General features: G+C 62.1%; 14 protein-coding genes. 8 read left to right on the forward strand and 6 right to left on the reverse strand.

All coding sequences use genetic code 11. The features are described 5' to 3' along the window. Positions 1-16: 16 nt before the first annotated feature. Positions 17-1,204, reverse strand: a complete 1,188-nt coding sequence (locus tag B208_RS0119280; protein ID WP_007980709.1) for an MBL fold metallo-hydrolase — start codon at positions 1,202-1,204, stop codon at positions 17-19. 216 nt (positions 1,205-1,420) lie between these two features. Here B208_RS0119280 and B208_RS0119285 point away from each other — a divergent pair, with 216 nt between their 5' ends. The 5 genes from B208_RS0119285 (at position 1,421) to B208_RS24530 (ending at position 4,977) form a co-directional block, all read left to right on the forward strand. Next, positions 1,421-1,678 carry a sulfurtransferase TusA family protein gene (locus B208_RS0119285; protein ID WP_007980708.1) on the forward strand — a complete coding sequence of 86 codons (258 nt, stop codon included), beginning with the start codon at positions 1,421-1,423 and terminating at the stop codon, positions 1,676-1,678. Between the two features lie 2 nt (positions 1,679-1,680). Next, positions 1,681-2,265, forward strand: coding sequence for a DsrE/DsrF/DrsH-like family protein (locus tag B208_RS0119290; RefSeq protein ID WP_007980707.1), 585 nt, complete (start codon positions 1,681-1,683; stop codon positions 2,263-2,265). A 178-nt stretch (positions 2,266-2,443) separates the two neighbouring features. Continuing rightward, positions 2,444-3,106, forward strand: a complete 663-nt coding sequence (locus tag B208_RS0119295; protein WP_007980706.1) for an NADH-quinone oxidoreductase subunit B — start codon at positions 2,444-2,446, stop codon at positions 3,104-3,106. Then, complete coding sequence (locus B208_RS0119300; RefSeq protein WP_007980705.1) at positions 3,103-4,761, forward strand: NADH-quinone oxidoreductase subunit D; 1,659 nt, start codon at positions 3,103-3,105, stop codon at positions 4,759-4,761. Before B208_RS0119295 ends, B208_RS0119300 begins: the two co-directional genes overlap by 4 nt. 54 nt (positions 4,762-4,815) lie before the next feature. Further along, positions 4,816-4,977: a hypothetical protein gene (locus B208_RS24530; protein WP_007980704.1), complete on the forward strand. Its 162-nt coding sequence runs from the start codon at positions 4,816-4,818 to the stop codon at positions 4,975-4,977. A 49-nt stretch (positions 4,978-5,026) separates the two neighbouring features. Here the strand turns inward: B208_RS24530 and B208_RS0119310 are convergent, their stop codons facing one another. The 4 genes from B208_RS0119310 to B208_RS0119325 all read right to left on the reverse strand — a co-directional run bounded on the left by B208_RS0119310 (position 5,027) and on the right by B208_RS0119325 (position 11,120). Beyond that, entirely contained in the window at positions 5,027-6,001 is a 975-nt protein-coding gene (locus B208_RS0119310; RefSeq protein WP_007980703.1) for a WD40/YVTN/BNR-like repeat-containing protein, read from the reverse strand. A gap of 126 nt (positions 6,002-6,127) precedes the next feature. Beyond that, positions 6,128-6,892, reverse strand: coding sequence for a class I SAM-dependent methyltransferase (locus B208_RS0119315; protein WP_007980701.1), 765 nt, complete (start codon positions 6,890-6,892; stop codon positions 6,128-6,130). Positions 6,893-6,960: 68 nt separating this feature from the next. After that, positions 6,961-8,361 carry an outer membrane protein assembly factor BamB family protein gene (locus B208_RS0119320; protein WP_007980698.1) on the reverse strand — a complete coding sequence of 467 codons (1,401 nt, stop codon included), beginning with the start codon at positions 8,359-8,361 and terminating at the stop codon, positions 6,961-6,963. A gap of 194 nt (positions 8,362-8,555) precedes the next feature. Beyond that, positions 8,556-11,120 (reverse strand): PAS domain S-box protein, encoded by a 2,565-nt coding sequence (locus B208_RS0119325; RefSeq protein WP_232423878.1) that lies wholly within the window; start codon positions 11,118-11,120, stop codon positions 8,556-8,558. 162 nt (positions 11,121-11,282) lie between these two features. On the opposite strand from B208_RS0119325, the gene B208_RS0119330 reads away from it, so the two are divergent. The 3 genes from B208_RS0119330 to B208_RS0119340 all read left to right on the forward strand — a co-directional run bounded on the left by B208_RS0119330 (position 11,283) and on the right by B208_RS0119340 (position 14,637). Next, positions 11,283-11,906: a phosphoribosyltransferase gene (locus B208_RS0119330; RefSeq protein ID WP_007980694.1), complete on the forward strand. Its 624-nt coding sequence runs from the start codon at positions 11,283-11,285 to the stop codon at positions 11,904-11,906. Positions 11,907-12,214: 308 nt separating this feature from the next. Next, complete coding sequence (locus tag B208_RS0119335) at positions 12,215-13,201, forward strand: transcription initiation factor IIB (RefSeq protein ID WP_007980693.1); 987 nt, start codon at positions 12,215-12,217, stop codon at positions 13,199-13,201. Positions 13,202-13,614: 413 nt separating this feature from the next. Further along, positions 13,615-14,637 (forward strand): hypothetical protein, encoded by a 1,023-nt coding sequence (locus B208_RS0119340; RefSeq protein ID WP_232423879.1) that lies wholly within the window; start codon positions 13,615-13,617, stop codon positions 14,635-14,637. On the opposite strand, the gene B208_RS0119345 is transcribed toward B208_RS0119340, so the two are convergent. After that, on the reverse strand, positions 14,634-15,689 hold the full coding sequence (locus tag B208_RS0119345; RefSeq protein WP_007980689.1) for a DUF7350 domain-containing protein: 1,056 nt from the start codon (positions 15,687-15,689) through the stop codon (positions 14,634-14,636). The two genes, B208_RS0119340 and B208_RS0119345, sit on opposite strands and share 4 nt — an antisense overlap. Positions 15,690-15,774: the final 85 nt, after the last annotated feature.

The raw sequence follows: 15,774 nt of genomic DNA on the forward strand, positions 1-15,774 counted from the left end.
TTTTCCTCCTGCCACGTCAGTCGCTCGTGAGTGAATCCTGACTCGCGGCACAGTTGTTCGGCCCGAGTTCGAGCTCGAACGCTTCTTCGTCGTCTGCGTGTCGTTGCCCCAAGTTCGTTGCGATGATGTCCTCGTAGTTCGCCGGGCGTGGCGGCATGTCCGAGAGGATGAACTCGACGAACTCGTCTTTCTCCATCGAGAGCACGTCCATCGACTCGTGCAGGTCGCCGACGGTTGCGGTGTACGTGCCGTCATCGGCGGTCGTCGCCGCGTCGCTGAAGTGTGCGGGTGCGACCACTGTGTCGTCCGGGAGCGACAACACCCGTTCCTGCAGCGTCTCGTAAAGCATCGCGGCGGCGTCGGGTGCGCCGTCGTCACCTTCTTCGAGGTCGGGGCGGGCCACGCTCTCGGTGAACAGGCCGTCTCCCGTGAACAGGACGCCGCCCACGCGGTACGAGGTCATTCCCGTCGTGTGACCGGGCGTGTGGATGACTTCGATTTCCGTCTCGCCCAGCGGGAGGGTTTCGCCGTCCTCGACCGCTCGATAGGACTCGTCGAAGTCGATGCCGCGCGCCTCCGCGGATGCGGGGACGACGGCTTCGATGTCGTCGTCCGCGACGGTTCGGACGCCGCTCACGTGGTCCGCGTGGACGTGCGTGTCGATGGCGTAGCGGAGGTCGGCACCGTATTCGTTCGCGTCCGCGACGTACTCCTCGTCGAACGCTCGGAGGGGGTCGATGACCGCCGCTTCGTCGCCCGAAACGACGAGATAAGAGAGACAACCACTCGACGGCCGCTGATACTGGATAACCGCGGTGTCCTCATCAGCGCCTTCGATCTCTTTTCGTTCGAGGACGCGTGCCCATCCCTTCATCCCGTCTTCGAGGTGGTTCACTTCGTAGTCCCGCTCGGCGAACATTCCGGCGATGTACTCGCTCGACCCGCCCTTCGCACAGAGGACGGTCACGTCCTCGTCCTCGGGGACCGGTTCGAACAGTTCGTCGTCCGGGTCGTCCAGGTATTCGAAGTAGGGAACGTTGATGGTCTCGACGTTCTCCCCGTCGATATGCCACTTCTCGTACTCGCCCGTCGCTCGGACGTCGAGAATGGTAACCGACTCCCCCGCGTCGATTTTCTCGTATAGCTCGTCGGGGGTCACCGATTCCACTTCGGCGTCCGGCGATGGAAACGCTGCGTCGCTCATGCTGTATCAACTGGTATCGGCTACAGCTACAAAAGCGTTCGTATAGTATTCCACAAATCATACAATACAGTGTTGGATTCGAATCGGAAAAACCCCACACGAGCGCACGATAGACACTATAATTAATTCGCTCGTGGATGCTATCCACAATAACCAACACACTTTTAATGGTGTATCCGATATTGTTCGATACGTCCAATATAGGAGATTCACACGATGAGTACGGAATTCGATATCACTGAGACCCTAGATGTACAAGGATTGAACTGCCCGATGCCGGTCGTGAAGACGAAACAGGCCACGGACTCGCTCGCCGAGGGCGAGGTGCTCGAAGTCGTCGCAACCGACCCGGGAAGCATGAGCGACCTCAAGGGATGGGCCGACACGACCGACGGCGTCGAAATGCTCGACCAAGAGGAAGACGAGGAGGGCGGCGAAGCGGTCTACCGGCACTTCGTTCGGAAGACGGAATAATCATGAGTACAGACACGACTAACTCCGGTGACGCCGCGGACGCGGCGAACTCCGACGCCGACCTGGCCGCCCGTATCGAGGAGTTGGAGGCGGAGTTGGCCGACCTGAAAGCGGACGACGACGACGGACAGAAGAAGATGACCATCATCGCCACGAAAGGCACGTTGGACATGGCGTACCCGCCGCTCATCCTCGCCAGCACCGCGGCCGCCTTCGGATGGGACGTCGTGGTCTTCCACACGTTCTGGGGACTCGACATCCTGCACGAGAAGAAGTCGAAGAACCTCAAACTCAGCGCGGTCGGCAACCCGAGCATGCCGATGCCGAACGCGATGGCCGCACTCCCCGGCATGGACTCCATGGCGACGAAGATGATGGAGCGCAAAATCGAGGAGAACGGGACGGCCACCATCGAGGAACTCATCGACGTCTCGATAGATACCGGCGTCGAGCTGCAGGCCTGCCAGATGACCATCGACCTGATGGACTACGACGAGAACGACTTCTACGACGGCGTCGTCACCGGCGTCGGGGCCGCAACCGCCCTCGAACACATGGCCGAGTCCGACGTGCAACTGTTGGTCTGAGCGGCAGTAATTTTCCCCCGGACACGCCGATTTTCAGAACACGGGTTCGGTAACGACCGAATACTCATACGCCTCGCTCCCGAACGCTAGTCAGCGCCCGCAGCGGGCACATGGGGAGGGGACAATGAGTAGTGATACACATCCACCTCGACGGAGACAGGGGGCGACGGAGCGGGAGATGGTCGAACCGACCAGTCGTGAACAGGGAAAGGAGGAACTGCCGGGGCGGTTCGATTCGAAACTCCGAGAGGCGCTCGGCACCTCGCCGTTCATTCTCACGAAGTTCGACGCGTTCATGAACTGGGTGCGAGGGTCGTCAATGTTTATGTTGCAGTTCGGCATCGCCTGCTGTAGCATCGAGATGATGCACACCTACGCGGTGAAACACGACTTGGACCGCTTCGGGGCGGGGGTGCCCCGCGCGTCGCCGCGACAGGCCGACGTCATCATCGTGCCGGGGACCATCGTCTCGAAGTTCGCGCCGCGGATGAAGCGCGTCTACGACCAGATGCCCGAACCCAAGTTCGTCGTCAGCATGGGGTCGTGTACCTGTTCCGGCGGGCCGTTCCAGCAGGGCTATAACGTCATCAAAGGTGCCGAGGAGGTCATCCCGGTAGACATCCACGTTCCGGGGTGTCCGCCGCGACCCGAAGCGCTCATCTACGGTATCGCCAAACTGCAGGAGCGAATCGCCCACGGCGAGGCGAGTCCGGTCGTCGTCAAACCGTACGAACTGGAGCGGTTCGGCGACTTGGAACGCGACGAGTTGGTGCAGTCGCTCACGGATGAAATCGACGAGGACACGCTCGTCATGCGCTACAACTGGGTGGATTCGCCATGAGTTCGCAACGAGGAGAACGCCTTCCGGCGGTGCAGGAATTGGAGGCGGACGAACTGGCCGAACTCCTCGGCGACCTCGCCATCGGCCGCGACGACCACTTGAACGCGCCGGGATTCGTCGTTCGGCCCGACGAAGTGCAGACCGCCTTGACGACGCTCCGGGACGAGGCCGGATTCGACCACCTCTCGTGTCTGTCGGCCCAGCAGTACGAGGACCGCTACGAGAGCATCTATCACTTGAAAAAGTACGCCGACCCCACCCAAGAGGTGAGTATCGTCGTCCCCACGCCGACCGACGCGCCCGTGAGCCAGACCGCGGAACCCGTCTACAGAACCGCGGAGTGGCACGAGCGTGAGGCCTACGACCTCGTGGGTATCGAGTACGAAGGACACCCCGACTTGCGTCGGATTCTCCTTCCGCAGGCGTGGAAGGGCCACCCGCTTTCCAACGACTACGACCAGAACCGTCCGCAAATCGTCACGCTGGAGGCCCACAGGAACCCGATAAAACACGACGAGTACGCGGACAACGCCGACACGATGTTTCTCAACATCGGGCCGCACCACCCGGCGACCCACGGCGTCCTCCACATCGAAACCGTCCTCGACGGCGAGCAGGTGCTGGACGTTCGCCCCGACATCGGCTACCTCCACCGCTGCGAGGAGCAGATGGCGCAATCGGGAAAATACCGGCACGAAATCATGCCGTACCCCGACCGCTGGGATTACACCGCGAACATGACCAACGAGTGGGCGTACGCGCGGGCGGCCGAGGACCTCGCGGACATCGACGTGCCGGAGTACGCCCAAATCCTCCGGACGCTCGGCGTCGAACTCTCGCGCATGACCGGCCACTTCCTCGCGCTCGGGACCTTCGCACTCGACGTGTACGGCGACTTCACCGCCATCTTCCAGTACGCGTTCCGGGATCGCGAAATCGTCCAGAACATCCTGGAGGACCTGACCGGCCAGCGCATGATGTACAACTACTTCCGCCTCGGCGGGGTCATCTGGGACGTTCCGGAGCCGCGTCGGGAGTTCTTCGACAAGACGCTGGACTTCATCGACGGTCTCCCGGCGACGATGGAGGAGTATCACGACCTCCTCACGAGCAACGAGATATTCCAACTCCGCTGCGTCGATACCGGCATCCTCGAACCCGACGTGGCGAAACAGTACGGCGTCACCGGACCGGTCGCCCGCGGGTCGGGCATCGACTACGACCTGCGCCGCGACGACCCCTACGGCTACTACGACCAACTCGACTGGGACGTCGTAACCGAGGATGGCTGTGACAACTACGCCCGCGTCCTCGTCCGACTCCGGGAGGTCGAGCAGTCGGCCAGAATCGTCGAGCAGTGCGTCGAACTGCTGGAGGACTGGCCCGAGGAGGAGCGCACCCTGCAGTCGAACGTCCCCCGGACGCTCAAACCGCCGATGGACGCGGAGACGTACCGCGCGGTGGAGGGCGCGAAGGGCGAACTCGGCGTCTACATCCGCTCGGACAACACCGACAGCCCCGCGCGGTTCAAGATCCGAAGCCCGTGTTTCCACAACCTCTCGGCCCTGCCGGAGATGTCGGAAGGAGAGTTGGTGCCGGACCTGATCGCGTCACTCGGGAGTCTCGATATCGTGTTGGGAGAGGTGGACCGGTAGGCCACCCGAAGGCACACCGAAGCACTCTTTCTTTTCGCGCCCATCGTCTCGAATATGGCAAGTGTCAAACGTACCCTGACCCTGCTCGTCGCGCTCGTCGGCGTCGCCTTCGCCGTCCACTACGCCCTCTTCGGTTCGCTCCCGCTCGGCAAACCGCAGATGCTCGACGACGACGTGGAAGAGGCCGAACTCGACTTCGAAACGGCCACCGAATAACCGCGTTCGGAGACCGAACCACGGACAACCGCCTCTTTTATCGCAATCGTCAGGGCTCGTACCACGTCAGCGGCATGTACCGTCCCCGCACACGTCCGGGGGTCGGAACCGACCCGACCGTCTCCCAGTCTCCGGAGCGATGCCGGAACAGCGTCCCGCGGTGGGTCGCTGTCAGAACGTCGCCATCGACCGCACACCATCCGATTGCCACCTCGTCGGACGTCGGAAAGGAAATCCGTTCGAGCGATTTCCCGTCGTGAGACGCGAACAGCGCGTGGTTCCCCTCTTCCCACGACGAGGAGGACGCGGGTGCGCCACCGGCGTAGACCGTGCCGTCGTGGACGAACGCGCCGCGGAAATACCGCTGGTCGTGGTCGCCGTCCAATCGCGTCCACGTCCTGCCGACGTCGGTCGAACGGTACAGGCCGCTTCCGGTCGAGGCGACGATGGTTCCCTCGTCTTCGAGGACGAGGTGGTGGATGTCGTCCGTGTGCGGCGCGTCGCAGTCGATGCACCGCGACCGCCAGTTCTCCCCGCCGTCGTCGCTCACGTGAACGCCGCCGACTTCGACGCCCGCGACGAGTCGTTCCGGCGCGTCAGGGTGCGTACGGAGGCTTCGAATCTGCGCGAGACCGTCGTGGCGGTCCAACCCCCAGTCGATTCGGTCACGTAACTCCCGAAAGCCGACGACTTCCGCCCACGCCTCCCCGTCGGACGGAACGCCCGAGCCGAAGTCGGCGACGAACAGGCGGGCGGGCCGCGTACCGGCGTACAGTCGCTCGCCCGACGGGGCGACGGTGACGCTGTACACCTCCTCGTCCGGGACGGAGAGGGTCGTCCACTCGTCTCCGTCGGGAGAATAGTATACCCCCGACTTCGCGGCCACGAACAGCCCGTCCGGTCCATCGAACTGCTCGACTCGAAACACTTTCTCGGCGTCGAGTAGCTTTTCGGCCGTCGTTCCCCCTGATTCGCGGAGGCCCGAAATTCGATACACGCCGTCGTCGCTTCCAGCGATGAGCATGTGAACGAAATCTATTGGGGGCGGCTTAAGTGCTATCTGCACTGCATTTTTGTAGAACATATTTCACGTTCGCGGTTCATCCGAGCGAGCGCCGATGTACCGAACCACGGAGTGAAACGGGACTTCTCACTTCCGCGCCGAGTAGACGATGGTCGGCGGAACCGTCGCCATGAGCTCCGGGGCGAAACTCCCGTACTCGGACTCGTAGCAATCGGGGTCCTCGTATCCGGGTTCCCGTATCGCTTCGACTGTGAACCCGACGTCCGTCAGGAGCGAAACGGTCTCCCCGACCCCTCGGCTGTAAATTACCATCTCCGCGTCGAACTCCTCGCTGTAGACCCGCCTCGGTTCGTCGGAGAAGTAGCTCCGCTCGAACTCCCCGGTTTCGGCGTCGAGGGTCTTGTAGTACGGATGGTCCACGCTGAAGACGAGTTTCCCGTCCTCTTTCAGGACGCGATACGCCTCGGCAAAGCAGGCTTCGAGGTCGCGGACCCACTGGAACGCGAAGGCCGAAAAGGCGATGTCGTACGTCTCGGAGGCGACCGTCGGCATCTCCGTCACGCTGCTTTCGACGAACTCGATGTCTTGGTCGTGTTCGTCCGCGAGGCTTCGCGCGAACGCCAACTGCTCTTCCGAGATATCGACACCTGTCACATCCGCACCGCGTTTCGATACCCCAATTCCGAACTGCGCGCCGCCGCATCCGAGTTCGATGGCTTTCACTCCGTCCAGTTCGCCGAGGAGACCGAGGTCGTCGCCCTGTTCCGCACCCGGTCCGAACGCGATTCCGACGGGTATCTCGCCGTCGCCGTACTCCGATTGAAAATGGTTCGCCCAACTGTTCCACCACTCCCTCGCAGTCCGCTCGGTCCCGTCTTGGGGGTCGCTCATTGTGTAAATACCGACGGGTCGGAAACGAATAAATCTAGTAAATCGGACGAGGAGTCGATGGGCGAGGTTTAGCCCAACCGGTATTTCACGCCGTCGTAGATCCGCTTTCGTTGGTACACCAGTTCGCCGATGAGCCAGAAGATGAGGAGGAGGATGGCGAAGATGGCGGCGATGAAGGCGTACTCGCTCATCCAGACGGGGCGGATGAACGGCGTCACTTGGTCCCAGCGCGCGCCGTAGTGGCGCATGGTGTCCTGCATCGACGTGCCCGCGAAGGCGTTCGAGAGGAACACGGACATCCTGAGGCTCTTGCCCGTTCCGGGGTCGAGGTTCGCGCTACCGGTGATGGCGTACTGCCCTTGGGCGTTCTGGTCGGCGATGGTCGGACCGTTAGATTCGTCGCCGGTGCCGATGCGTTCGGCGTCGTACGGCAGCCACGGCGAGTAGAACTCCCAGACGATTTCTCCCTCGGGGGTCACTTCGATGACGCGGTGGTCCGAGGAGTCCACGACGAGCGTGTTGCCGTTCGGCAGGCGGTCCGCGTCACGGGGCCACGTCAGGGTGCCCGACGACCCGAGTTCCCACGTCCGGTTCCAATCGTTGCCGTTCTTCTCGTACTCCACGATACGGTTGTTCTCGGAGTCGGCGACGAGGAAAGTCGGCTTGCCCGATTCGCTTTCGAGGTAGTCGGGGTTGTGCTGTTCGTTGAGGATGTCGTGGTTGTCGTCCTCGCCGAGTTTCGTCGTGACCTCGCCCGTGTTCCGGTCGACGATTATCACCTCGTCCATGTTCCGCGGGTCGAGCGCGTACTTCCCGTCGGCGATTTTCTGGACGTTGTTCAGGTGCGTCCAGTCGTTCGTGTAATCGCCGCCAGCACCCTTGTCGTAGTAGTTACGCAGGTGCCACTGCCAGACGATTTCGTCCGTTTCGAGGTCGTAGACGTACACCCGGTCGTCGTTCTTCCCGGTCGTCTCGTTGTAGTTACGCATGTTGCCGACGAGCAACTGCGTCCCGTTGTTGATGAGGTCGATGTCGTGGGTGTCGTGAATCGGGAGGAACTTCTTCCAGACCTTCTCCTTCGTCTTCGGATTCATCTCGTAGACGAGGGTGCCGCCGCGCTGCGTCGAGACGACGAGCAGGTTGCCGTTCGGAAGCGGGTCGACGTCGTAGAACCACGTCGCGCCCTCCTTCGAGCCGTTGTACACCCATTTCACGCCGCCTTTCGGGCCGACGGCGACGAGGCGCGCGGGCTTTTTCTTGTTTCCTTGCCCTTGGAAGTGGTAGCCTTGAACGCTGATAATCGTCGTCCCGTTGGCGGGCTGTTCGATGGTTCCGGGTTTGAGATTCGATGCTTCTCGGTCGTACGTTATCGCGGAGACCACGGAGGGGGTCAACAGGGCGACGACCAGCAATAAGACGACCCCGCGCGTGAGCCAATCCCGTGGCGGGAGTCGGTCCGTCCAGTCCATAACGTAGTCATGTCCACGAACTGTTTGAGTATTTTGTGTTTCGTCGACCATTGTCGTGGTCCTGATTTTTCGTCGGATAAAACCCGAATACGGGCCGTCTGCCGTTCGATGAAGTAGTCATTCCCGACGACCCAACACGTCGAACTGGTGAGTAATGTCGGTGCGGGCGTCCGACTCAACCGACAGACGGCGCATCATTCGTCCGCCAGTTCGATGCCCGTGAACTCGAATCGTGCGCCGCCGCTTTCCGCCTCGCCGAGCGAAACCCGCCAACCGTGGGCTTCGGCGATCTGTCTAACGATGGGTAAACCGAGTCCGGTGCCCTGCTCCCCGGTGGAGTAGCCAGACTCGAACACAGCCTCACGCGACGATTCGGGAATTCCCGGCCCGTCGTCTTCGACGAAAAACCCGCGGTCGGTCGCCGCTTCGTTCGTGGTACTAGTCGGTCGGTCGCGTTGCATCCCTCCATCCCCGGCGATACTGTCGAGCGTACCGACGCGAACGGTCACGTCAGATTGGCCGTGTTCGACCGCGTTTCGGAACAGGTTTTCGAGCAACTGCTGGAGCCGACTCCCGTCGGCGCTGATGGTCGCCGTCCACGACGCGTCCAGGGTGGCGGTGCCGGTTTCAACGGACCCCCAAGCGTTCGTGGTGACGGCCAATCCCGAGACCGCTCTCGTCTCGCTCACCGTCCGCCCCTGCCGTGCGAGGGTCAACACGTCGTCGACGATGTTGACCATCCGGTCGTGGGCGCGCTCAATTCGGGAGAGGTGGTCTTCGTCCGCGGTCGCACGATACATGTCGAGATAGCCTTGTGCGACGTTCAGCGGGTTTCGAAGGTCGTGCGAGACGACGCTTGCGAACTCCTCCAACCGCTCGTTCTGCCGTTCCAACTCCCATTGATGCGCCCGCCGCTCGTCCTCGCGCTCCGCACGGTCGAGGGCGGCGGCGGTGTTCGCGGCGAGCAACTGCGCGTAGTAGATGTCGAACTCGTCCAGTCGTTCCGCGCCGAAGGTGATGACGCCGCGCGCGCCGAGCGGAACGAACGCTTCCGATTCGACGCCCTCGATACGAGTCTCCCTGGTGACCGTCTCACCGGTCTCGTAGGTTTCCACCGTCGCCCGTCGGTCGGAAGCCGAGACCGACTCGCCGTACGCCGTCCGATGTTCCGCCGTCCGAGCGATGAGTCGGGGCGTGGCGTCCTCGCACTGCCAGATGGCGGTTACCGGGAGGCCGAGTACGTCGCGGGCCACGCGGACCGCGATGTCGCTCACGGCGGCGATGGATTCCGCCTGCATGAGGGTCCGGGTTGCGTTGTGGAGTTCTTCGAGCGTCGTCTCCCTGTTCTTTCGTTCGGTTACGTCGCGTAGATACACCGACAGGCCGTCGGCGGACGGGTACGCGTTCGCTTCGTACCACCTGTCGTACGGCGGGAAGTACGCTTCAAACGTCGTCGGTTCCTGCGTTCGCATGGCATCGCGGTAGCCGTGGTAAAACGCGGAGTCGACCGCCTCGGGGAACTCGTCCCAGATGACGTCGCCGATGATCTCCGGCGCGGTTCGGTTGAGCAACTCTTCCGCCCGCTCGTTGACGAACGTGAACCGCCAGTCGTCGTCGAGCGCGAGGAACGCGTCGGTCATGCGCGCGAGGATGTCCTCGTGCGCTTCCTTCATGCGGACGTGTTCGGTCACGTCCCGCGAGTTCAACACCACTCCCTCCACATCGACGGTCGCGATGTGGTTTTCCCCCGCCGTTTCGAGATAGCGCCACGACCCGTCCGCGTGCCGAAAGCGATAGGTGATGGTCGGCGAAACCTCCGGGTTTTCGAGCGTTCGGGAGAACGTATCGGCGACGTGCGAGCGGTCGGCCGGATGAATGTATTCGAGGGCCGGTTCGCCGACGAGTTCGTCGGGGTCGTAACCGAGACGCTCGACGGAGGGACTTTCGTACCGGATTATCCCCCGGTCGTCGACGAGCGTCACGAGGTCGTGAGAGTGCTCGATGAGCGCCTTCAGTCGCGCCTCTGTCCGTTTGCGGTCGGTCACGTCACGGACAGACCCGATGGTCGCCGTACGCCCCTCGTAGGTGGTTTCGCGGACGGAGAAGTTCCCGTATCGCGTCTCCCCGTCTTTCGTCGTGAATCGGGCGTCGTAGGTCGAAACGTCGTGCGTCCCGCGCAGTCGATTTTCGGCGATGGTCCGCACGCGCTCGTGGTCGTCCGAGTGGACGAGCGACCAGACGTTGAGACCCCGTAGTTCGTCCGCGCCGTAGCCGGTCATCTCACAGGCACGCTCGTTGACGAACGTGAAGTGGTCGTCCTGATAGATGTACACCGCGTCGTGACCTCCCTCGACGACCGTTCGATAGCGCTCCTCGCTCTCTTGGAGCGCGTCTTCGGTATCGGTCGAATCGACGGCGGTTTCGATTCGCTCCGCCAACACCGCGTACTGTTCGGTCGATGCTTCCTTTTGGAGGTAGTCGGTGACGCCAGCCGAAATGGCGCGACCGGCGACGGTTTCGCTCCCCGCATCGGTAAAAAGGATAAACGGGAGGGTCGGAAACCCCTCCCGAACCGATTCGAGGAGGGACACCCCGTCCATTCCGGGCAAAACGTACTCCGAAACGAGACAATGGATATCGTCCGCACGAAGGGTGCAAAGCGCCTCCTCGCCGGAGGTTGCGGTTCGGAGTCGTAGCTGCTTCGACTCCCGTTCGAGGAACGTCGCCGCACGGTCGAGCATCTCTGTGTCGTCGTTCACGTACAGAACGACGATAGGAGGCGTCTCACCCATCTCTCAAGTTCGTTCTATAACTGGCGCATGCTGTCATAATTGTTATGTCCGGAAAACGAATTGTTCGGCGTTTTTCAGCGGCGCACACCTTTATCCGCGGGAGTCGCCTCTGTCCGAGCGGGGACAGTCATGTTCGACGACAGAACTGACGCGGGGCAACAACTCGCGTCGCTCGTCACACGGGAGGGGATAGACGCGGACATCGTACTCGCGATTCCGCGCGGCGGGCTACCGATTGGACGACCGGTCGCGGACGCACTCGACGTCCCGCTCGACGTGATTGTCGCAAAGAAACTGGGTGCACCCGGGAACCCGGAACTCGCAATCGGGGCCGTCGGCGCGGACGGAAGCGTCTGGCTGAACGACGACCTCATCGACCGACTCGGCGTCGGCGATGCGTACCTCCAAGGGGAGAAAGAGCGCAAGACCGAAGCGGCCCGCGAGAAGGCGGAGACGTACCGCGGCGGCGACCGGGTACCCGATATCGAGGGGAAACGGGTGCTCATCGTGGACGACGGCGTGGCGACCGGCGCGACGACCATCGCCTGTTTGAGACAGGTGAAGAGCGAGGGTGCGAACCGCGTTACGCTGGCCGTTCCGGTCGGGTCGCCGAGTTCCATCGAGGAGTTGCGCGGCGAGGCGGACGAGGTGCTCTGCATCGAAGCGCCGTTCCAGTTCGGAGCGGTCGGGCAGTTCTATCGAGTGTTCGAGCAGGTACCCGACGAGGTGGCGAGAACGTATCTAGAGGACTAGGATAGGGAACAGGAGCATCGTTCGAAGACGAAATGAGCCAGACGACGGGACCGAAATGCTGTGGAAGTGTTTCTCATATTATAAACCGACAGTATTTTGTTGGTTTCGATTCACAACACGGAGATTATCTGAATCTCAAACAGCGATTAACGCGCGGTAGCGGCGTCATTAACGGCGAATATGGTCCGGTGAAAATCGCACCAGATTGCGAAACATTTAAGTAACTTTCGCCCTAACCAGGAGTTAGGAACTAAGCTTCCGGGATTCTTCGGGTTTTCCCTACTGGGAGCCTCCGCCAACGCATACCCATGACTACAACCAAGATACAACGCTATAGCGAGTCCGGCGTATCGGCCCACGAACGGGAACACGAGAGCGAGGACGAGCGAGAAGAGGGCGTCTGCCCCGAATGTGGCGGCAACGTCATCAGCGACGAAGGTCGCGGCGAAACCGTCTGCGCCGAGTGCGGTCTCGTCGTCGAAGAAGATTCCGTCGACCGCGGTCCCGAATGGCGCGCGTTCGACTCGAAGGAGAAAGACCAGAAGAGCCGCGTCGGGGCACCGACGACGAAGATGATGCACGACAAGGGGCTGTCGACCAACATCGGCTGGCAGGACAAGGACGCCTACGGCAACACCCTCGGCTCCCGCCAGCGCGAGAAGATGCAGCGCCTCCGAACGTGGAACGAGCGCTTCCGCACCCGCGACAGCAAGGAGCGCAACCTCAAACAGGCGCTCGGCGAAATCGACCGCATGGCCAGCGCGCTCGGCCTCCCGAAGAACGTCCGGGAAACCGCGAGCGTCATCTACCGCCGCGCGCTCGACGACGACCTCCTTCCGGGACGGTCCATCGAGGGCGTCGCAACCTCGGCGGTGTACGCCGCCGCGCGTCAGACCGGCGTGCCGCGCAGTCTGGACGAAGTGGCCGCCGTCAGCCGAATCGACGAGATGGAGTTCAAGCGCACCTACCGCTACATCGTCCGCGAACTCGGCCTCGAAATCCAACCCGCCGACCCCCTGAGCTACGTCTCGCGGTTCGCCTCGGACCTCGACATCAGCGACGAATCCGAGCGCCGGGCGAAGGACCTGCTCAAGACCGCGAAGGAACAGGGCGTCCACAGCGGCAAATCGCCGGTCGGTCTCGCGGCCGCCGCCGTTTACGCCGGATCCCTGCTCAGCAACGAGAAGGTGACACAGAGCGAGGTCAGCGACGTCGCCAACGTGAGCGAAGTCACCATCCGCAACCGGTATCAGGAACTGCTCGAAGCGAGCCAAGACGGCGGCGTCACCGCCTAAGCGAACCGGACTCCCTTTCGTTTCCGGCGACCGTCCTGAACTCGACTCACATTCGCAGTATGAACGATTTTTGAACCATTCAGGGTTTTTGTGTGACGAAATGGCCGATACACTAATTTTACACGGTTTTTAATTTCCGGGCAACCATGCCCGGCTCTCGCATCGGGTTGAACAGGCGAGTTGCTACCAGTCTTATATTTCTCATACTGTTCAGTCTCCTCGTCGTTCAGCCCGGATTCCTCAGCCCGAATCCGAGAGACGAACCGCACCCGAAGCGTACCAGGGACGTTCGACTCGTTTCGCCGAATCCGAACAGTTCGGCGAAACTGTGGCCGTTCACGAGCCGCCACAAACAATACGACTCGTTGACTCTTCCTATCAACGTCGTCGTCGAGGGACCCGCGTCGCGTGTGGTGAGCGAACTCAGACATCGACGGGGCGCACAGTGGAACAACGACTCGAACGAGTGGCAGGGCGTCGCCAGCGACGAGGAGACGGCTGGCGTCGGCAAAGGCGCTGTCGAGTGGCACAACACGACGGGAGCGGTTCGGTACACGTACGTCCAAGCGCCGGGTCCGCGCGGCGGATGGATGACGGAGACGGCCCAACTCCACGACGGCGCGTACTTCGGCTCGCGCTATCACCTTCGACTGTACGAAGGCGGGAAGGGGAACGGAACGTGGACCGCCATCCAGGCCCACCACGAATACTTCGACTGGTTTCGACTCCGGCACACGGTCGGATCGCTCGAAAAAGCACAGTACCACCTCGACGGACAGTACTACGGGAAGTGGTACGTCGACGGCGTCTCCCGCCAACGGTACGCGAACGGCGGCATCATCGACTCCAACGGGTGGGTCTCCGTCGTTGACCTGCGACCGAAGGCGGAGATGGGACCGGTTCCAGGGGCGTTGATAGCGGTCTTACTCCTCGGCTCGATTAACCTGAGGGACTCCATGGAAGATACGATTCGGGACCTCGCTTCGCGGCTGACGAGGGAGACGGTGCAACGCGGCATCGCCTTCAGCGTCTCTCTCTTCGGACTGCCGCTGTTCGTGCGCAGCGCGAGCATCGCCGTGGAGACGACCGTCCCGTCCGTCCCGATAAAGGCAATCGCCGGTGTGGGCTACCTCGTTCTCGGTCTCGGACTTCCGCTGGCGGCGGTTTCCCTTCCGAACGGACGACAATCGACGGACTGGTTCGCCGTCGCCATCCTCGCCCTCGGTCTCGGGTTCCTCTTCGACTATCGGAGCATCGGCGTCAACGTGCTTCCCATCGCGGTCGTGTTACACCGACTCGCCGTTCTGGGCGTCGTCGGCGTGCTCGCGGTCGGCGGTTCGTATCAGGAGACGGACGGACGCTGGAACACGTTGGTACAGGCCGGTATCGTCATGTGGATCGCCGTCCTCGTCTGGCCGCTATTCGACGCCTTCTAAACCGAGAACTGCATTTTCGGCATCTTCAGGAACGCGGTTTCGTACCCTTCGTGACGTGAAACGATGGGCGGCGAGTCCACCCGAACCGTGAGTTCGTCTCCCGTCCGAACGCTCGGGACGTTCGCCCCGTAGTGCAGTCCGACGTCCGGGTCGAGGGTGGCGTTCAGCGCGTCGTCGAACACCGCCTCTCCGTCCCGCTTCAGCGTCGCCGACAGGGACATGTTCGGAATCGGATAGCGGCGATACGGCGTTCGCGGCGAGACGAGCAGATACGTGTCCTCGGCGAAGTCGGAGTTTTCGACCGCCGTAACCGGGAACTTCGCGTCGCCGCTCGATTCTTCGCCGACGAGTCGGCCCGGAAGGTCCGATTTTTGAGGAACGTGGCTCATCGGCATGTTCATCTCCATCGGCTGAATCGCGTCTTTCTGGCCCTTCCTGCCGTCGAGCTTTTCGTACGAGATTTGCTCCACCGTGTCCGTATCGAACTCGAACTCCGTGGTGAGCGTCGCGCCGTCGCCGAACTGACCCGCGAGCGCACCCGTCCGGCGGACGTCCAACCCGGAAACGCGTATCTTTGCGGTGTATTTCCCCTCTCCGTTCAGCCCGATATTGTCCCCGAAGTGAAAACCCATGTTCTGTGAGAGCATGGGCCATAGCGATCTCCTGTCGCTCCAGTCGCCGTTCGACAGTTCGGCCTGGACGTTTCCGGTTGGGAGCACCGTCTTCGTCTTCGAATCCCAGACGGACGCCATCAGGTGCAGGTCGTCTGCGTCCTTGATGGTAACCTTCTTCTCCTGTTTCGCCGTCCCGCCGCCCATCAACCAGAAGCGGTGCGGGTAGGAGTAAAACAGCGCGAGGCGGTATCGACCCTGTTTCGCCATCCCCGCCATCTCCATGCCCTCCTTGTGCGTCGGGATGTACACCGCGTCCGGCCGATTTTTGACGAGCGGTGGCGCTCGTGCCATCGTCCGTGTCTCGAACAGCCCAGAACAGCCTGCCAGCGAGGAGACGCCGAGGACGCCGGCGGTCCGCAAAACGCTACGGCGATTCATTGGTTCGGAATTACCACTCCCCGCGAAAAGGGATTCTGGTACACCCGTCGAAAAGGGGAGAACGCCACCCGAGTCGCCCGATGCG

The sequence above is a fragment of the Haladaptatus paucihalophilus DX253 genome, assembly GCF_000376445.1.
GTDB classification, from domain to species: domain Archaea; phylum Halobacteriota; class Halobacteria; order Halobacteriales; family Haladaptataceae; genus Haladaptatus; species Haladaptatus paucihalophilus.